Genomic DNA, 18,887 nt, shown 5'->3' with positions numbered 1-18,887 from the left:
CTCGCCATCGCATTTGCGTAGCTATTCCGCTACTTCGTGCCCCTGACGCTTCGCCTTGCGGCGCTTCAGGTGATCCATGAGCCACGTCGCCGGAATGAGAAAGAGCGGCGTTAAGAAGGTCCCCAACAGACTGTTGAGCCATATCAGTCCGATATAGAAGCCCATGAGGCCAAGAGAAACCCAGAGGAGTCCGAGAGGCCCGTTAGCTTCAACCCCCAAATGTCCCTGTAGCATCGATTGACGACCGTGTGAAGGTGAATATGTTCGCCGCGAGAGGGCGAGCCGGTAACTTAACACCATGGGCACCATTCACGACACCGTGTTGCGGATCCGCCAGCGAGTGGCGGCGCTGGGTCCGGGGAACTGGCTGCTGGCCGTCTCGGGCGGAATGGATTCCATGATCCTGCTCGACGCTGCGGCGGAGACGCTCGACCATGATGGCCTCACTGTGGCGACGTTCGATCACGGCACCGGGCCGGCGGCTCGGGAGGCGGTCGCGCTCGTCGCCGAACAGTCGCTTCATCTCGGTGTCGGATGCGTATCCGGCCGGGCGGAGAGGACGGCAAGCTCGGAATCGGAATGGCGGGCTGCACGGTGGAATTTCCTGAGTGATGTGGCGGCGAGGCTGGATGCCACGGTCGTCACCGCGCATACTCTGGACGATCAGATCGAGACAGTATTCATCCGGGTACTCCGCGGCGCGGGACCCCGCGGCCTGGCCGGCCTCCTCGCTGACTCGCCCGTCGCACGGCCACTCATCGAGACTACCAGGGCCGAGATCGAGCAGTACGCCGAGGGGGACCGGACCCCGTATGTGACCGACCCGTCCAACACCGACCGGCGGCACCTCCGGAACCGCGTTCGCCTGGATCTCCTGCCCGCGATGGAGCGCGCGACACCCGGTTTCTCGAGGTCGCTTCTGGAGGTCGCAGAAAAAGCTGCCGCCTGGCGGGCGCGAATGGAGGCGGTTGCACTTACTTTTCATGTGATGAGCGATTCCCCCGAAAGTCACTCGTTCGAAAGACGTGAATTACGAGGATTTCCCGCGGCTTCACTCGGTTTCCTGTGGCCTGCTCTCTGTGCGAGGGCTGGCATCGTTCTCGACCGACGCGGAACCGAGAGGCTTGCGGCGTTTACTATAGAGGGTGAAACGGGCCAGCAGATTCAGCTTTCCGGCGGCGTCACGGTCCTCATGGACCGCAGGACGATCACCTTCCGCCAGATTGCATCGAATGGTTGATCCGGATCCCCGGCTGCTGGGCAGGAAGGTCGCACGTATAGCTTTCGACGAGCCGACAATCGCTGCCCGAGTCAAGGAGTTGGGCGAGGAGATCACCACGGCATATCCCCATGGTGAGCTGCTGGTCCTCGGTCTGTTGAAGGGAAGTTTCATATTTCTGAGCGACCTGGTCCGCCAGATCGTTCGGCCGCTTCAGGTGGATTTCCTCGTCGCCGCAAGCTACGGTGAGTCCATGGTTTCGAGCGGCAACGTACGGCTGTTGTACGACCCCGAGACCACTCTGGAAGGGAAGCACATCCTTCTGGTCGAGGATATCATCGACTCCGGACGGACCTTGAGTGTCCTGATGGACCTGCTGGCGGTTCGCCAGCCCAAATCGTTATCGATCTGCGCGCTGTTGCACAAGCGGATCGCTACGCAGCTACGCTACGACGCCCGTTTTATCGGTTTCGATGCCCCGCATGAGTTCCTGGTCGGATACGGCCTCGACCATGCAGAAGATTTCAGACATCTGCCTTACATCGCGAGTTTAGAATAGATGCCGCTCCCTCGTCCATCCGGCAACGGCCCCAAAAAGCCCTTCAGCTGGGCCAAGTTTTCCAAAACTCTGGCTCTCTGGGTGCTCCTGCTCCTCATCCCCGTAGTCTTCATCAGCTACTCGGGTGGCGGAGCCGATTCCGCGCCGACCATCTCCTATACCCAGTACGGGCAGGAGCTCGATCGTGACAACATCAGCAAGGTCACCGTTCAGGGTGGCCGCGCAATCGTCGGCGAGTTCAAGGAACCCGTAGCGGTAGCCGGCGCCAGCAAGGCGGTGAAGAAGTTCAACACGCGCCTGCCAGTCGACAATTCGGCCGAAGAAGTCGCTCGCCTCCGCAATCACAACGTCCAGATCGACGCCGAAGACGCGCGCACCTCGCCGCTCGGCTTCATCTTCACATTTTTGCCGTACCTCCTGCTCATCGGGTTCTGGATATTCCTGTTCCGACAGATGCAGTCGGGCGGGAATCGTGCATTTTCGTTCGGGAAATCCAAGGCCAAGCTGCTCACTGCCGATTCGCCAAAGGTCACCTTCGCAGACGTCGCTGGTGCGGACGAGGCCAAGGTCGAACTTCAGGAAATCATCGAATTCCTCAAGGATCCGGCGAAATTCACCAAACTCGGTGGCCGGCTGCCCAAGGGCTGTCTGCTTGTCGGACCTCCCGGGACAGGAAAGACGTTGCTCGCCCGCGCCGTAGCTGGCGAGGCCGCACGTCCGTTCTTCTCGATGTCCGGCTCTGACTTTGTCGAGATGTTCGTCGGCGTCGGTGCGAGCCGCGTGCGCGACCTGTTCGAGCAGGGCAAGGCTCACGCGCCGTGCATCATCTTCATCGACGAGATCGACGCCGTCGGACGCCATCGCGGCGCCGGACTGGGCGGCGGTCACGACGAGCGCGAGCAGACGCTCAATCAGCTTCTGGTCGAAATGGACGGCTTCGAGTCCAATGAGGGCGTGATTCTCATTGCGGCCACCAACCGCCCCGACGTGCTCGACCCGGCACTCCTTCGTCCAGGTCGCTTCGATCGACAGATCGTCGTCGATGCGCCGGATCTGCGTGGCCGCGAGGGAATCCTGCGCGTTCACATGCGCAACAAGCCGGTTGCCGACGACGTCGACATCTTCACGCTCGCGCGTGGAACTCCGGGAATGTCCGGTGCCGATCTCGCCAATCTCATGAACGAAGGCGCACTGCTCGCTGCACGCCGCAATCATGACAAGGTCTACATGATCGACCTGGAAGACGCCAAGGACAAGGTCATGCTCGGCGCCGAGCGCAAGTCCATGGTGATGAAGGACGCCGAGCGAAAGCTTACGGCGTATCACGAAGGTGGCCACGCAATCTGCGCGATCAAGGTGAAGGGCAACGATCCACTTCACAAGGTCACGATCGTGCCGCGCGGACGCGCTCTCGGCCTCGCATTCACACTGCCGGAAGACGATCGCGTCTCCATCACGCGTGAGCAGTTGAAGGCGACGCTCGTCAAGGCATATGGCGGACGCGCAGCCGAGGAGCTCGTGTTCGGGAAGGAGCACGTCACGACAGGTGCAGCGAGCGACATTCAGCAGGCGACCAACATCGCTCGGAGATACGTGTCGCAGTGGGGACTTTCCGACGTCGTCGGTCCGATCCTCGTGGGCGATGACGAGCAGGAGCTGTTCCTGGGGCGTGAAATTCAGAGCAGACGCCACATCTCGAGCCAGACGGCGCAGACGGTGGACGCGGAAATCTCGAAGGTGATTCGCGAAGCATATCAGCGGGCCACCGACGTCCTGACCGAGAACATCGATCTTCTCCACTCGGTCGCGGCCGCGTTGCTCGAGCGTGAGACGTTGTCGGGCGACGAAGTTCAGATGCTCGCACGCGGCGAAACGCTTCCGCCACGCGCGCCGTCGTCGCTGCCGCCCGCTCCGCCGGTGCCGGTTGCAACCGCGCTCCCGAATCCGAAGCCCGCTCGTCCGCCTCTCTTCGGCGGGCCGGAGATAGCACCTGCGTAAGCCGACGATAGTCGGAATACTCAACATTACCCCCGACAGCTTCAGCGACGGGGGTAATTTTTTGCCATTCCATCAGGCGATCGAGCACGCAGGTCAAATGATCGAGGGTGGGGCGGATGTGATCGAGGTCGGCGGTGAGTCGACGCGGCCGGGCGCAACGCCCGTTGCGGCCGCCGATGAGTTGGCACGCGTACTCCCTGTGATCGAGGAGATCGTGACACGCTGGCCGTCCACGCGCGTCGCCGTGGACACGGTAAAATTCGAAGTCGCGGCCGCCGCCGTTGTCGCGGGAGCGACAGTGGTCAACGACGTTTCCGCGCTCCGACTCGATCCTCGCCTGGCGGACGTTTGCGCATCCGCGGGATGCACGCTCGTGCTGATGCACTCGCGCGGTGATGTGGGGAACATGGCCAGTTACCAGAACGCCGGCTACGACGATGTGATGGGCGAGATCATCGGCGAGCTCGAGCCCGCGGCAAGAGCAGCGCTCGCTGCGGGGGTTTCCCGGGACCAGATCGTACTCGATCCGGGTGTCGGATTCTCCAAGCGCACTGAGCATTCCGTGCAGGCACTTGCGCATCTTGAACGATTGGTCGAGCTTGACTTCCAGGTGATGGTTGGCGCATCGCGCAAACGGTTCATTGGAGAGTTGACAGGCGTGACGAAGCCAGCTGAGCGGGATGCAGGGACCATCGGAGCGAACGTGGTCGCGCTCACCCTCGGCGCGACCTGGTTCCGCGTGCATAATGTGCGGGACAATCGCCACGCGCTCGACGCGGCCGCCGCGATCCTCGGGGCGCGTGCGTGACGTGGATCGAACTGGCGGTGATCGCGGCGCTCATCCTGTTCCAGCCCGAGCTGCGCTCGATCTTCTACCGGATGCGTTATCCACGCACCGCGCGCTTCCTGCGCCGCGTTCCGCGAATCGAGATCGCCGAGGAAGTCGTCGATGCCGTGGATCGCCTGAGCCGGTCCTCGCACGGCGCCATCATCGTGCTGGAACAGGACACGCCGCTGACCGAGTATGCGGATACCGGGACGGAGTTGCAGGCCAATGCGTCGTCCGACCTGATCGTCACCATCTTTACGCCGTACACGCCGCTTCACGACGGCGCGGTGATAATTCGTGGTAACGTAATTGTCGGCGCCGGATGCATACTGCCACTCTCGCAGTCCCCACTGCCAGATCGGATGATGGGCACGCGTCACCGTGCAGCGCTCGGACTGAGCGAGGAGACCGATTCACTGGTCGTGGTCGTGAGCGAGGAGAACGCGTCAATATCGGTCGCCTACAAGGGAACGATGTACCACTCGCTCACCACGCTCGAGTTGCGCGAGATACTCGGCGGGCAGATGCCACGTCTCACCAACGATCACGTGACAGCGGGCGAAATGCGCGCGTGACAGGCGCCCGCGGCGCGAGCCGGCGCGCAGTCAGACCCGACGTAGCCGCGGCAGCATTGCTGTTCGTCGTTTATTGCCTGTCCCTCGCACGGGGCATGACGTACTGGGACGCGGGTGAATTTCTGGCCGCGATCCATTCGCTTGGAATCCCGCACCCTCCCGGCACTCCACTCTTCGTGCTGATGGCGCGCGTTTGGAGCATGATCGCGTCACCGGTGCTCGGATTCACCATCGCGGTGAACGCCTTCTCCGCGTTGACGACAGCGGCAGCGTTCGGGCTCGTTGCAAACATATTCTGGCGCGCCTCCGGTGACGGTCTCGCCGCGTTCGCGGGAGCGCTCACTGCAGGTCTCATGTCGACTGTCTGGCTCAACGCGACCGAGACCGAGGTATATGCGTGCGCACTGTTCGCCGCATTCGCGATATTGTGGTGCGCGCGACAGTACGCCCTGACGCTCGGCGCGCGGTGGGTACTGCTCACGCTCTACGCGTGCGGGTTGGGATGGTCGCTGCATCTGACGTCATTGCTGGTGGTACCAGCCGCGCTGTACGCTTTCTTCCCGGCGCGCGAGAAGCCGGGCACGCGATATCTGATTCTCGGCCTGGTGCTATCCATCATTGGCGGCTCGGCCGTGCTGTTCATGCTGATTCGCGCGCAGCATGACCCCGCGATCAATCAGGGTGATCCAGCAACGATCGGAGCGTTGATCGATGTGGTTCAACGGCATCAGTACGACGTCGCGCCGCTCTGGCCCCGTCGCGCACCACTCTGGCTGCAGTTTGGCAACGTCCTGGAATACGCCGACTGGCAGGTCGCACTCGGGCTGGGCCCGGATCCCGGTCCGACGTTCGCCCGCACCTCGGCGACGGTGCTGTATGCGCTGCTCGGCATCTACGGATCGATACGCCACAGGTCGATCGATCGCGAAAGCTGGCGGACGTGGATGGTGCTTCTGATCACGACCAGCATCGGCGTCGTGCTCTATCTCAATTTGCGCGCGGGTGCGTCGTACGGTGCCGGTATCATACCGGAAGGGGTGCCGCACGAGGCGCGCGATCGTGATTACTTCTTCACGTGGGCGTTCGTGTGCTGGGGGGCGTGGTCAGGATTCGGAGTGGTGCAGCTTGCTCGCAGCCTTGCACAACGCCGCCACCTGAATGCCGCTCGGGTACGGCTCGCGCTCATCGCAGCCGTCGCCATCGCCGCGCTCCCCGTCGCGCTCAACTGGTCACCAGTGCATGCGATCCGCCACGATGAACAGCAGCGCGCCGAGCAGAGCTCCATCGCCATGCTCGCCGCAGTACCCGTAAACGCGGTGTTCCTGGCCAACGGCGACAACGACACATACCCGCTTTGGTATTTGCAGGAAGTACTGCACATGCGACGCGATGTCACCATAGTGACGATACCGTTGTTACCCCCCGAGTGGTATCGTGCCGAGCTGCAACGCAGGCATCACCTGCTGGATTCCAATTTTGTGAGCGCATGGCGAGGCCGCGCCAAAACGCTTGCAAACCTCGAGCAGAACGCCGCGCACCAGGGCAGGGAGGTAGTCAAATCGCCGTTCATCCAGCGATGAACGGCGATGACCCCAACTATTCGGCGCACCCGAATGGCACGCGCATGTACGGCGCGGATATATCCGCGCCTTTCACTTTAGATGCAATCGAGCCCTGACCTAGTACCGGTAGTGATCCGGCTTGTAAGGCCCGTCTACCGGAACCCCGATGTAGTCTGCCTGCTCCTTCGATAGCTTAGTCAGCTTCACGCCAAGCTTGTCGAGATGCAACCGGGCAACCTTTTCGTCGAGGTGTTTGGGAAGCGTGTAGACCTTCTTCTCCAGCCTGTCCGCGTTCGTGTGCAGCTCCAGCTGCGCCATCACCTGGTTGGTGAACGACGCCGACATCACGAAGCTCGGGTGACCCGTCGCGCATCCAAGGTTGAGAAGGCGGCCCTCAGCCAGAATCATTACCGAATGACCGTCAGGAAACACGAATTCGTCGTACTGCGGCTTGATGTTGACGCGAGTGATTCCCTTCTTCTTTAGACCGGCCATGTCGATCTCGTTGTCGAAGTGACCGATGTTGCCGACGATTGCCTTGTCCTTCATCTTCGCCATGTCGTCGACGGTAATGATGTTCTTGTTACCGGTCGCCGTGACGAAAATGTCGGCAGTCGATACCACCTCGTTCAGCGTCGTCACCTGATAGCCTTCCATCGCCGCCTGCAGCGCGCAGATCGGATCGATCTCGGTGATGATCACGCGCGCACCCTGGCCACGCAGCGACTGCGCGCAACCCTTGCCGACGTCACCATATCCGAAGACGACGGCGACCTTGCCGGCGAGCATCACGTCGCTCGCGCGAAGAATCCCGTCCGTGAGCGAGTGGCGGCAACCGTACAGGTTGTCGAACTTGCTCTTCGTCACCGCGTCGTTGACGTTGATCGCGGGGAACCGAAGCGTACCGGCCTTCATCATCTCGTACAGACGGTGCACGCCAGTCGTCGTCTCTTCTGAAACGCCACGGATGTCAGCCGCGACGCGCGTCCAGCGGCCGGGATTGCTGACGGACTGAGCCCGCAGCAGATCGAGAATGACTCCCCATTCCTCCGCGTCAGTCGCCGGATCGAAATCTGGGATCTTGCCCGCCGCTTCGTAATCGGCGCCGCGATGCACCAGCAGTGTCGCATCGCCACCGTCATCGAGCAGCAGGTTCGGTCCGCCGCCATCGGGCCACATCAGCGCCTGCTCGGTGCACCACCAGTACTCTTCGAGCGTCTCGCCCTTCCATGCGTAGACCGCGATCCCCTTGGGGTTCTCGATAGTGCCGTTCCTGCCAACTGCAACAGCCGCCGCAGCGTGATCCTGCGTCGAGAAGATGTTGCAGCTTACCCAGCGCACGTCGGCGCCGAGCTCGGTAAGCGTTTCGATCAACACCGCCGTCTGCACCGTCATGTGCAGCGAACCCATGATGCGCGCGCCGGTCAGCGGCTTTGTCCCCTTGTACTCCGCGCGAAGCGACATCAGTCCCGGCATTTCCTGCTCGGCGAGGCGAATCTCCTTGCGCCCAAACTCGGCGAGAGAGATGTCCGCGACCTTGAACGGCGGACGGTCGATGCCGTCCTTCTGATTTGTCGATGAGCGTGGTGACGCTGTTGGTGAAGCTGTAGTGGCCATTGGTGTCTCAGGTCAGTTGTGAATCGCCAGCGCGTGCACCGGCTTTCGGTTTTGTGGAACGCGAAGTTGTTGCTGAAGCGGCCGCAACCGGCTTCGTCGAAATGCGCTGCGACGACGTGTCGCTCGCTGCACTGATCGCTTTTGCGCGCAACGGACGGCGCGCTGACGCAGCGAATAGCGTCGGTCCCTTTGCTACCGGATCTGCTGGCAGCGGATGGTAGCGCAGGTCGTACAGTCCTGCCTGCTCGGCCCAGCGCGACAGTTCATCCGCGCCGAAACCCTGCCATACGTGTCCCATGATGTTGCGAAACTCCGAGCGCTCGTGCGGCATCATGTCCACCACGAGCACGCGTCCTTCCGGCTTGAGGACTCTGCATACTTCGGTGAGTACTTCCGCAGGGTCGGCAGTGTAGTGGAGCACCAGAAAGATCAGCGCGGCGTCGAGCGACTCGTCGTCTATCGGTAGTGCGCCGAGGTCGCCTTCGCGGAGTGAGACATTGTCGTACCCCTTGAGCCGTTTGCGCGCTGCACTGAGCATCGCCGGCGACTCGTCAACCGCTATTACCTGTGCGACGAACGGTGCCAGCAGCTCCGAGACCTGACCGGTGCCGCAGCCGAGGTCGGCGACAAACCAGCTTTCGTCCAGCAGCCCGAGCAGTCCCACGAGATCCGCACGCGTTCCGAACAGATCGCCGCGAAGCCTGTCCCACTGGCCGGCAGCGGTCGAGAAGAACTCCTGCGATGCACTCCGGCGTTCAGCCAGCACGGAGCGCAGCCGTTGCGTGTCGTTCTGGGCCGACGGTGCCGCGCTCACCTGCTCGCGCACGAGCGTCCACAGTCTCCGGCCTGCGGAATCCAGGCGGTCGGCCATGGCCCGGTAGCGCCGGCTGGTGCCGTCGGCCCGGGACGTGACCCATCCGCCGTCGCCGAGGACCTTGAGGTGCCGGCTTACTGTGGACTGCGGAAGCTGCGTGACCGCACAGAGCTCCGTGACTGTGAGCTCGTGCCGGTCGAGCAGCGCCAACAGCCTGCTCCGGGTGGGATCCGAGAGCGCCGTGAGCCGGTCGAAGATGGTGGGCATTGATCCGTTCATCCGGATGGAAAGATATATCCTTTCGGGCGCAAGTTGAAGGGGGGGGCGCGTGGCCGAGGCCAGCCAGCACGGCCGGTGGGTGACAGGTCATCCCTCGTGCCGCCTGACCGCAGGTTGCGCGCCGCCACAGGCATTCGGCACCACGCCGTGGTTAAATTTCATGGCTATGCATTTTCCGAATCTCCCCGAGAGGGTCGCGGAGATCCGTGGACTCCTGGCGGCAGCGGCCGCACGGGGAGGACACGGGCAGAACGTCAAGCTCGTTGCCGTGACCAAGACACACGGTCCCGAGGCCGCCGTCGAGGCGTGGGAGGCAGGCGTCCCCGACTGTGGCGAGAACAGAATTCAGGAAGCGTTGCAGAAGATGGCGCAGGTGGATGTGCCCGTTGTGTGGCATCTGATTGGCCATCTGCAGCGAAACAAGGTCCACGAGCTGGAGCACTTCGCGTTGCTGCATTCGCTCGACAGCAGGCGGCTCGCCGACGCGGTTTGCGACTTTGGATTGAAGCGGAAGCGCGCGGTCGACGCGTTGATTCAGGTCAACGCATCGGGCGAGGCCAGCAAGGGCGGATTCTCGCCCGAGGAGTTGCGTGCGGAAGCGGATCGTTTGACGGGCATGCCGGGTATTCGCGTCGTCGGTGCGATGACGATGGCTCCGTTGGATGCATCCGAGCTTGTGTTGCGACAGACGTTCGCTGGAGCACGGCACGCTCGTCAGGTTCTGGCGGACGCGGGTCATCCGGCTACCGAGCTGTCGATGGGGATGTCTAACGACTATGAGATAGCTGCCGAGGAAGGGGCCACGCTGGTCCGGCTCGGCACCGCTCTCTTTGGAGCTCGCGATCTATGATTGATGAAGCATTCCATCTGACGCCACTCGATGTCCGGCGCTTTGATTTCGGACGCGCGCTGCGCGGGTACGATCCTGCGCGCGTCGACCAGTTCCGTGATCAGGTCGCGGATGAGATGGAGCGGCTCACGCGCATCAATCAGGACCTGGACCAGAAGGCGCGCTCGTTCCACGAGCAGCTGCGCGCATTCCGTGAGCGCGATCGCGCACTCAATGACGCTCTCGTTTCGGCGCAGCAGCTTCGCCAGGAAACCAAGGAGCAGGCGGAGCGCGAGGCGATGCTCATCGTGAGAGAGGCGCAGGGCGAGGGCGAGCGCCTCCTCGACGAGGTCCGTGCGGAAGTGCGGCGAGTACAGGATGAGCTCGCGGCGCTTGAGCGCGCGCGACGCAGTTATCTGTCGCAGATGCGCACGTTGATCACGCGCCACCTGTCGGAAATAGACGCAGCGGAACGTCCGGTTCCCGGCACAGGGGAGTAGAGTTTTGGGAGCACAGGAGGCGCCTGTAGTGGCGCGTTATCGGTTATTGCCGGCTGACCGCGCAGCGGATGGGTTGGAGCAGGAAGTCCTCGCGCGCTGGTCCGAAGAAGAATTGTTCAGGCGTATTCAGCGCGACAGCGCCGGCCGCCCCGAGTTCGTCTTCTTCGAGGGACCGCCGACCGCCAACGGACGTCCCGGAATTCACCACGTCTTCGCGCGAACGGTCAAGGATCTCTTCTGCCGTCATCGCTCCATGTCGGGCTTTCATGTCACGCGAAAGGCGGGCTGGGACACGCACGGACTGCCGGTGGAGATCGAAGTCGAGAAGCAGCTCGGGATCTCCGGCAAGCAGGAGATCGAGCGCATCGGTGTCGAGAAGTTCAATGCCCTCTGCAAGGAAAGCGTTTTCAAATACGGCGAGGACTGGAAGCGTCTCAGCGAGCGCATCGGTTACTGGCTGGATTACGACGATCCCTACGTCACTTACACGAACAGCTACGTCGAGAGCGTCTGGTGGGCGTTGAAGACGCTGTTCGATCGCGAGCTGCTGTACCGCGGCCACAAGATTCTGCCGTACTGCCCGCGTTGCGGAACTGCACTGTCCTCGCACGAGGTTGCGCAGGGCTACAAGACCGTGAAGGATCCGAGTGCGTATGTCGCGCTGACATTGCAGGGATCTTCGGCGGCTCCGCGCAGAATCCTCGTCTGGACGACCACTCCCTGGACGCTCGTTTCCAACGTCGCGCTCGCCGTGAATCCGACGCTCCAGTACGTCGAGCTGGTACGCATCGGCAAGGAAGGCGAGGGGTCGCTCATACTCGCGGAAGCTCGCGTCGATGCGCTGCTGGGTGACGATCACGCCGATCGCTGGAAGGAGATCTCCAGATTCGCCGGCACCGAGCTCGTCGGTCTCCGCTATCATCGCACGCTCGATTGGGTTGCGATGAGCAGCGGCGCGCACGAGATAATCGTCGGTGAGTCGTTCGTCACGGCCGAGGATGGATCTGGCATCGTGCACATGGCGCCCGCTTTTGGCGCGGACGATTACGCCGCGGGCAAGCGACACGGACTCGCTTTCCTGCAGCCGGTCGATGCGCGCGGACGGTTTCCCGACACCTTGCCGCTGGTTGGTGGCATGTGGGTCAAGGATGCCGACAAGGTCATCATCGAGGAGCTCAAGCGGCGTGGCACTCTGTGGAAGGTGCAGCAGTACGAGCACAGTTATCCGCACTGCTGGCGCTGCGATACGCCGTTGCTGTATTACGCACGCACGTCGTGGTTCGTACGCACGACCGGTTTCAAGGACGACATGCTGCGACGCAACGCCTCGGTCGACTGGCATCCGCCCGAAGTTGGCTCGGGTCGCTTTGGCGAATGGCTGGAGAACAACATCGACTGGGCGATATCGCGCGACAGATACTGGGGCACGCCGCTTCCCGTGTGGGTGAACGACGCGGATCCGGACGAGGTCGAGGTCATCGGCAGCTACGCCGATCTCGCGGCGCGCGTCGGTCACGCGCTGCCGGGCGGCTTCGATCCGCACAAGCCGTTCATCGATCACTACACGTGGCCCGCGCCGTCGGGGCACGGCACGATGCGGCGCGTGCCGGAAGTCATCGACACGTGGTTCGATTCCGGCTCGATGCCGTTCGCGCAATGGCACTATCCATTCGAGCGACGCGACACGTTTGCACGTCACTATCCCGCCGATCTGATCGCCGAAGGTGTGGATCAGACGCGCGGTTGGTTCTATTCGCTTCTGGCGATTGCGACCGGGCTTGGCAGCTCGCTCAGCGACACTGCCGGCAATGCCGCGCCGTACCGGAGCGTCGTCGTGAACGACCTCGTCCTCGACAAGGACGGAGTCAAGATGTCCAAGAGTCGCGGCAACGCCGTCGAGCCATGGAAGGTTCTGGAGACGCACGGAGCCGACGCGGTGCGAATGTTCCTCGTCGCATCGAGCCAGGTGTGGCTGCCGCGCCGGTTTGACGAATCATTGATCCGCGAGACGATCGGCCGCTTCCTGCTCACGCTCAAGAACGTGTACAGCGGGATATTCGCGACCTACGCCAATTTCGGCTGGTCGCCATCGCTCGATGATCCCGCACCGGACGATCGGCAGCCGATCGATCGCTGGGTGCTTTCGCGGCTGTCGAACGTCGAGCAGCGCTGCGATCAGCTGCTTCGTGAGTATCAGGCGACCCATGCGGTGAACGCTGTCATGGATTTCTTCATGGACGACGTCTCCAACTGGTACGTCAGGCTGAATCGTCACCGCTTCTACGATGTCGATACGAGTGACAACCGCGCCGCATTCGCGACGCTGCATGAGATACTCACCGTCACCTGCCGATTGCTGGCGCCATTCGCGCCGTTCGTCAGCGATTGGATTCACCAGGAGTTGACGGGTGAGTCTGTGCATGTTGCTCCGTACGTACGCCCCGAGCCCACGCGCATCGATGCCGGCCTCGAGCGCGCCATGGCCGACGTGCGCGCTTTAGCGACACTCGGCCGCGCGGCGCGCGAGGAAGTCAGCATCAAGGTCCGGCAACCCCTGGCGTCCGTGCTTTGCGTGGTTTCGACTCACGCCGCCGATGACGTTCTGCGCAGTCTGGTGCCACTCATCGCGTCCGAGCTCAACGTCAAGCGCGTCGATTTCGCATCCTCTGCGGACGACTTCGTAACGCTGGAAGCGAAGCCAAACTTCCGCACGCTGGGTAAGAAATTCGCAAAGGAAACGCCCGAGGCTGCCGCGCTCGTCGCAGCGCTCGGGTCCGACACGCTCACCGCGTTCGAGCATGGCGCGGCAGTAACGATCGCCACCGCGACGCAGGCCCACGAGCTTGCCATGGAAGACGTAACGATCGTCCGGCGGGCCAGCGGCGATCTCATCGTCAAGTACGGCGACGGCTACGTCGCGGCGATCGATCCAACCGTTACGCCCGAGCTGCGTCGCGAGGGCATCTCTCGCGAACTCGTGAATCGGGTACAGCGGTTGCGTAAGGAACTGGACTTCGCCGTGAGCGACAGGATCGTTCTGACGGTCGCTGGCGACGCCGAGTTCACAGAAGCGGTGGCCGCGCACCGCGATTGGATTTCCGCGGAGGTTCTCGCCCCGGAGTTACATTCTGTTCCGCTGCTCGACGGGACGCATCCGGCGTACCATCTCGACCTCGACGGGCTTGCCGCCGACGTCACATTAACCAGGATTGGATCACTATGACACCGAGCGCCACACGGGCCAAGAAGCCCAAGACGATGACGCGTGAGCAGTTCCTGAAGCACTTCGAAAAGAGGTTGCTCGAGGAGCGCTCGAGGGTCGTCAAGGAACTGGGTAATTACAGCGACGCTTTCAACGTGTCTGCCCAGGACGGCGGCAGCGAAAGCGCGTATTCATTTCACATGGCTGATCAGGGCACCGATGCCATGGAGCGCGAGAAGGCATTCCTCTTCGCGAGCCAGGAAGGTCGTTTCCTCTGGCACATAGATCAGGCGCTTCGCAGGCTGTACCGCGACCCTGACAATTACGGCAAGTGCATGAACTGCCATGCTCCGCTCATGTTCGAGCGCCTCGACGCGTTGCCGCATGCGCGTTATTGCATCGAATGCAAACAGCGTGAGGAAGATGCCAAACGGTCAGCCTGACGACGTACGTCCAGGGGCCGCCAACCCCTGGATTTTCTGGTGCGTCATCATCGTCGTGGTGGCGCTCGACGTCACATCCAAGGCGATGGCTGTGTATTCGCTCACACCGGCGTATACACCGCATGAAATAGTGGGAAACGTGGTCCGGTTCACGCTGGCTTACAATCCCGGCGCGGCATTCGGCTTCAATCTGGGCTCGGCGTCGCGCTGGATATTCACCGCCCTCACCCTGGTCGCCCTCGGCGTGCTCGCGTCACTGTATCGCTCGACTCGCGAGGGTGATTACATGCGCGTGCTCGCAGTGGCGCTCGTGTCGGCTGGCGCGATCGGCAATCTCATCGACCGAATTCGCTGGTCGGTCGGTGTCGTCGATTTCATCGATGTCGGGCTCGGTGACCATCGGTTCTGGACGTTCAACGTTGCCGATTCTGCTGTGACCGTCGGTGCAATACTGCTTGGATGGGTCTTTCTGCAGCAGGATCGCGAGGCGGCAAGGGTAGCGGCCGCTGGCGACGTCTGAGTCGTTCGCGGCAGGCGAGCTAGCGGGCTCACGCCTCGATCTGCTGGTTGCCGCCAGACTCAGCCAGTCCAGAACCGCTGCGGCCACGCTCATCGCGAACGGCCACGTAACGGTCAATGGGGCTCGTGAGCGTGCCTCCTATCGCGCCTCCGCCGACGATCTGATCGAGATCGCGACACCGGCTCCGGCCTCGCCCAGGGGCGACATCCAGGGCGAGGATATCCCGCTCAGGATCGTGTACGAGGACTCCGACCTCCTGGTAGTCGACAAGGCTGCCGGAATGGTCGTTCACCCGGCCCCGGGCAACTGGACCGGAACCCTCGTAAACGCGCTGATGGGCCGCGGCAGCGAGCTCGCCGAGGGCGGCGGCCCGGACAGGGCGGGGCTGGTCCATCGCCTGGACAAGGAGACATCCGGTCTTCTCATCGTCGCCAAGAGCGATATCGCACACCAGCGACTCAGCGCGGCAATAGCTGCAAGGCGAGTGATTCGGCGGTATGCCGTGATGGCCTGGGGCCATCTCGCTGCCGATACTCTATCCGTGGACCAACCAATCGCGCGCGACCCGCGAGACCGGAAGCGTATGGCAATCGTCAGTACAGGGAAGAACGCACGCACGGATTTTCACCGGCTTGCGCGCTTTGCCAGTGTCGACCTGCTTCGGGCTCACCTCTACACCGGGCGGACGCATCAGATAAGGGTGCATCTCTCGTCAGTCGGCCATCCGGTTGTGGGTGACGACGTGTATGGTGGCGGTGGTGGACGGCGTCTCGCGGCACTTCCTGCGAAGCGACACTTTCTGCACGCTGCATGGCTCCAGTTCCATCATCCGGTTTCCGGTGAGCAGTTGGACTTTCGCTCGCCGCTGCCGGACGATCTCCACCGATCACTCGCTGCCCTTGGCGAGTCGCCCGAGTTGTACGCTGACCCCGATCCTTTGACGACCTTTGGCTTCTACAATTTCCCCGTCTGACGCGCAGCATTCGCTCACCGCGGAGACCGACTTCGATCCGGGCATCGATGACCGCTCGCTCGTGTTCCGGGTTGCCGGCAGGGCGTACGCGTGCCAGGTATCAGCGGTGCGCGAGGTCGTTCCTCTCGGTCGCGTCACGCGGCTGCCGGGCGCGCCCGATTCCGTTCTCGGTCTCATCAACGTCCGGGGCAGCATCGTTACCGTCGTGAACGCAGGCGCCGTGCTGCATCCCGGCGACGCCGGCGTCCCGCTGCGCATGGTGCTGATTGCCGATGTCGGAGTACGCGGGGTTGGACTTGCCGTGGAACGGGTCGCCGATGTGCGTGCGTTGCGACCCGAGGAAGGCTACACTGAACTTGACGTGCGAGACGTTGCCATGCGCGTCGTCGCTATTTCGGAGGATGAATGAGCCACACGGTTCTGGTGTGCGATGACGCGGTGTTCATGCGCACGATGCTTTCGGACATACTGCAGCAGGCCGGCTTCACGATTGTGGGCGAGGCCGATACCGGAACCAAGGCGGTCGCGAAGTACAAGGAGCTGCGTCCCGATCTCGTCACCATGGACATCGTCATGCCCGACATGGGCGGCATCGATGCGGTGCGCGAGATCACCGCGTTCGATCCGCGAGCACGTGTCGTGATGTGCAGCGCCATGGGACAGCAGGCGCTCGTGGTCGACGCGATCCAGGCTGGCGCGAAGGACTTCGTCGTCAAGCCGTTCCAGCCCAGCCGCGTGCTCGAAGCCGTGCAGCGAGTGCTGGGCTAGCTCTCCGCCAGAGCCGCGATCCCGTGGACCTGTCGAAGTACGTCGATCTCTTCCTGAGCGAAGGTCGCGAGCACGTCGCCGAGCTGAGCGGTGCGCTTGCGGAATTGGAGAGTGCGCCGGCGTCGGTTGATGCGATTGCGGCCGCGTTTCGCGCGGTCCACAGCATCAAGGGGATGGCCGCGGCAATGGGTTACGCCGCCGTCACCGAGCGCGCCGACACGCTTGAATCTGCGCTCGACGTACTGCGCCGCGGTGAGGAACAGCTGACTCCGTCGTCCCTCGGCGACCTGATCGACGAAGCGGACACACTCGCGCGCGAAATCGAGCTTGCGGTGACGCGGCCCGCGCCAGGACCTGAGGCGGACGGAAATGCGACACCAACCGATCCGTCAGCGAACCCCGCACGCAAGCGTGCAACCCACGTGCGTATCCGCGCGAGCAGGCTCGACTCGCTGATGAATCTCGTCGGCGAGATCGAGATCGCTCGTGGTCAGCTGGAACGGGAGCTGCGCAACGTCACTGGCGAGAATGTCTCTTCGGCCTTTGCGAGCACGTCGCGTCTGCTTAGCGAGCTGCGCGAGCAGGTCGTCGGTGCACGGATGGTTCCGGTGGGAGATGTATTCGAACGTTTTCCGCGACTGGTGCGCGAGACCGCGCGGTCGCTGGGGAAGGAAGTCGACTTTACGCTGGATGGCGCGGAGATCGAGATGGATCGCTCGATTCTCGATCGCATCGGCGATCCCGTGATGCACCTGCTTCGGAACGCGCTGGATCACGGGATTGAATCCGCGGAAGAGCGCGCGAGCAACGGCAAGTCTGCGCGCGGACGATTGACACTGAGCGCCCAGCGCGAGGCTGGTTACGTTCTGATCCGTGTCGCGGACGATGGGAGCGGTATCGATCGGGACAGCGTGCTCGCGCGTGCGAGAGCGGCGGGGATTGTCGGATGGGATACGGACGCACTGGACGACGTCACGTTGTTGCGCGTGCTTGCGCATCCCGGTTTCTCCACCGCGGCGTCGGTCACGAACATATCGGGACGTGGTGTCGGCCTCGACGTGGTGGATGCCGCCGTTCGCCTGCTTGGCGGCACGATCGAGATCAGGACCGTGGCGCATCGGGGCACGGCGATAACGTTGCGCTTACCGCTCTCCGTTGCGATCGTACGTGCATTGATCGCACGTGTAGGGCAGGAGTTGTTTGCCATTCCGTTCACGCACATAGTGGAGACGCTTCAGTTCGAACCGCCCGCCGCAGCCTTCCGTGGGGCCGAATGGACCGAAACGACGATCGGCGATACGATCGTGCGCGTGGTCATGCTGCGCACGTTGTTCGGGACCGAGCCGTGCGTCTCCGAACGGATGCCGGGAGTATCTGTTCTGGCGCGCGGCCGCAGGGCGGCGTTGATCGTCGATGATTTCGTTGGCCAGCAGGACGTAGTGGTAAAGCGCTTCGATCCGCCGCGGGGTGGATCTTCAATGTTCGCGGGCGCAACGGTGCTGGGTGATGGGTCTCCGGCGCTCATCGTGGACGTAAATAGTCTTATCTAGCGGAGCCGTAATGAGCATCACCGACATGCAGGCACTCAGCGAGCTTCAGCGCGACGCGCTTCGTGAAGTCGCGAATATCGGCGCGGCCCACGCGGCAACGGCGCTCTCGCTGATGACCGGAACGAAGATCATGATCAGCGTGCCGACGATTACGGTCGCTCCACTGGCCGAGCTCGCTCCGCTCATCTCACGCTCCAACGAACAGATCGCCCTGGTCCCGATGGAGATGACCGGTGGTCTGCGTGGTCATACCATCCTGGCCTTCCCGCTCGTCACCGCACACAAGCTCGCGTCGTTGATGCTCACGCGCGAGGTTTCGTCCGATGCGACGCTGAGCGAGCTCGAGGCGTCGGCGCTGACGGAGGCGGGGAATATCCTTGCCGGTGCCTACATGACGGCGCTCAGCGAGTTCATGAAAATGCGGCTGATGCCCTCTCCACCCTCGCTCGCGGTCGGCCCCGCACGCGAAGTGCTGGCGGACACCGCGTGGGCGACCGGCCATACGGGCGGCTTTGTGTTCTGCGTCGAGACCGAATTCATGATAGGGCAGACTGACGGTTCGCTGCCTGGTTACTTTCTCTTGTTGCCCGATGCAGGCTCCCTGGGGGCCATGCTCGCGGCAGTCAGGGTTGCTTGACGTGATCGAGGCG

General features: G+C 62.8%; 19 protein-coding genes. 16 read left to right on the top strand and 3 right to left on the bottom strand.

The genetic code is table 11. The features are described from left to right. Positions 1-21 precede the first annotated feature (21 nt). Entirely contained in the window at positions 22-165 is a 144-nt protein-coding gene (locus V4529_09620; GenBank protein MES2358587.1) for a hypothetical protein, read from the bottom strand. Positions 166-298: 133 nt separating this feature from the next. Here V4529_09620 and tilS point away from each other — a divergent pair, with 133 nt between their 5' ends. Genes tilS through V4529_09590 form a run of 6 tightly spaced genes read left to right on the top strand, consistent with a single transcriptional unit; the run spans position 299 to position 6,760 of the window. Further along, positions 299-1,240: a tRNA lysidine(34) synthetase TilS gene (tilS, locus tag V4529_09615; protein MES2358586.1), complete on the top strand. Its 942-nt coding sequence runs from the start codon at positions 299-301 to the stop codon at positions 1,238-1,240. Next, complete coding sequence (gene hpt / locus V4529_09610) at positions 1,233-1,778, top strand: hypoxanthine phosphoribosyltransferase (GenBank protein ID MES2358585.1); 546 nt, start codon at positions 1,233-1,235, stop codon at positions 1,776-1,778. The genes tilS and hpt overlap by 8 nt, the downstream gene beginning before the upstream one ends. Then, a complete protein-coding gene (gene ftsH, locus V4529_09605) occupies positions 1,779-3,776 on the top strand; it encodes an ATP-dependent zinc metalloprotease FtsH (GenBank protein ID MES2358584.1) in 1,998 nt (665 codons plus the stop codon). Next, complete coding sequence (folP, locus tag V4529_09600; protein ID MES2358583.1) at positions 3,769-4,584, top strand: dihydropteroate synthase; 816 nt, start codon at positions 3,769-3,771, stop codon at positions 4,582-4,584. The genes ftsH and folP overlap by 8 nt, the downstream gene beginning before the upstream one ends. Next, the gene (locus V4529_09595; GenBank protein ID MES2358582.1) at positions 4,581-5,180 is read left to right on the top strand and encodes a DNA integrity scanning protein DisA nucleotide-binding domain protein; all 600 of its coding nucleotides are present in this window, start codon (positions 4,581-4,583) and stop codon (positions 5,178-5,180) included. The genes folP and V4529_09595 overlap by 4 nt, the downstream gene beginning before the upstream one ends. Next, on the top strand, positions 5,177-6,760 hold the full coding sequence (locus V4529_09590) for a DUF2723 domain-containing protein (protein ID MES2358581.1): 1,584 nt from the start codon (positions 5,177-5,179) through the stop codon (positions 6,758-6,760). The genes V4529_09595 and V4529_09590 overlap by 4 nt, the downstream gene beginning before the upstream one ends. A gap of 99 nt (positions 6,761-6,859) precedes the next feature. Here the strand turns inward: V4529_09590 and ahcY are convergent, their stop codons facing one another. Further along, complete coding sequence (gene ahcY / locus V4529_09585; protein MES2358580.1) at positions 6,860-8,359, bottom strand: adenosylhomocysteinase; 1,500 nt, start codon at positions 8,357-8,359, stop codon at positions 6,860-6,862. A 7-nt stretch (positions 8,360-8,366) separates the two neighbouring features. Next, positions 8,367-9,440, bottom strand: coding sequence for a metalloregulator ArsR/SmtB family transcription factor (locus tag V4529_09580; GenBank protein ID MES2358579.1), 1,074 nt, complete (start codon positions 9,438-9,440; stop codon positions 8,367-8,369). 172 nt (positions 9,441-9,612) lie between these two features. Between V4529_09580 and V4529_09575 the strand changes: the two genes are divergently transcribed. From V4529_09575 to V4529_09530, 10 genes are read left to right on the top strand one after another with little or no spacing between them, the layout of a single operon-like run. Then, positions 9,613-10,302, top strand: a complete 690-nt coding sequence (locus V4529_09575) for a YggS family pyridoxal phosphate-dependent enzyme (GenBank protein MES2358578.1) — start codon at positions 9,613-9,615, stop codon at positions 10,300-10,302. Continuing rightward, on the top strand, positions 10,299-10,781 hold the full coding sequence (locus V4529_09570) for a DivIVA domain-containing protein (protein MES2358577.1): 483 nt from the start codon (positions 10,299-10,301) through the stop codon (positions 10,779-10,781). Before V4529_09575 ends, V4529_09570 begins: the two co-directional genes overlap by 4 nt. Positions 10,782-10,809: 28 nt before the next feature. Next, positions 10,810-14,004, top strand: coding sequence for an isoleucine--tRNA ligase (ileS, locus tag V4529_09565; protein ID MES2358576.1), 3,195 nt, complete (start codon positions 10,810-10,812; stop codon positions 14,002-14,004). Further along, entirely contained in the window at positions 14,001-14,426 is a 426-nt protein-coding gene (locus V4529_09560; GenBank protein ID MES2358575.1) for a TraR/DksA C4-type zinc finger protein, read from the top strand. The genes ileS and V4529_09560 overlap by 4 nt, the downstream gene beginning before the upstream one ends. Beyond that, positions 14,407-14,946 carry a signal peptidase II gene (gene lspA, locus V4529_09555; GenBank protein MES2358574.1) on the top strand — a complete coding sequence of 180 codons (540 nt, stop codon included), beginning with the start codon at positions 14,407-14,409 and terminating at the stop codon, positions 14,944-14,946. The genes V4529_09560 and lspA overlap by 20 nt, the downstream gene beginning before the upstream one ends. Next, complete coding sequence (locus V4529_09550; GenBank protein ID MES2358573.1) at positions 14,933-15,919, top strand: RluA family pseudouridine synthase; 987 nt, start codon at positions 14,933-14,935, stop codon at positions 15,917-15,919. The genes lspA and V4529_09550 overlap by 14 nt, the downstream gene beginning before the upstream one ends. Continuing rightward, positions 15,894-16,328 carry a chemotaxis protein CheW gene (locus V4529_09545; GenBank protein ID MES2358572.1) on the top strand — a complete coding sequence of 145 codons (435 nt, stop codon included), beginning with the start codon at positions 15,894-15,896 and terminating at the stop codon, positions 16,326-16,328. The genes V4529_09550 and V4529_09545 overlap by 26 nt, the downstream gene beginning before the upstream one ends. After that, positions 16,325-16,687 carry a response regulator gene (locus tag V4529_09540; GenBank protein MES2358571.1) on the top strand — a complete coding sequence of 121 codons (363 nt, stop codon included), beginning with the start codon at positions 16,325-16,327 and terminating at the stop codon, positions 16,685-16,687. Before V4529_09545 ends, V4529_09540 begins: the two co-directional genes overlap by 4 nt. 23 nt (positions 16,688-16,710) lie before the next feature. Continuing rightward, entirely contained in the window at positions 16,711-18,237 is a 1,527-nt protein-coding gene (locus V4529_09535) for a chemotaxis protein CheA (GenBank protein MES2358570.1), read from the top strand. Between the two features lie 10 nt (positions 18,238-18,247). Beyond that, complete coding sequence (locus V4529_09530; GenBank protein ID MES2358569.1) at positions 18,248-18,874, top strand: chemotaxis protein CheC; 627 nt, start codon at positions 18,248-18,250, stop codon at positions 18,872-18,874. Positions 18,875-18,887: the final 13 nt, after the last annotated feature.

The organism is Gemmatimonadota bacterium (assembly GCA_040388625.1).
Classification (GTDB): Bacteria; Gemmatimonadota; Gemmatimonadetes; order Gemmatimonadales; family Gemmatimonadaceae; genus Fen-1247.
This window is presented reverse-complemented; position numbering and strand designations above follow the sequence as displayed.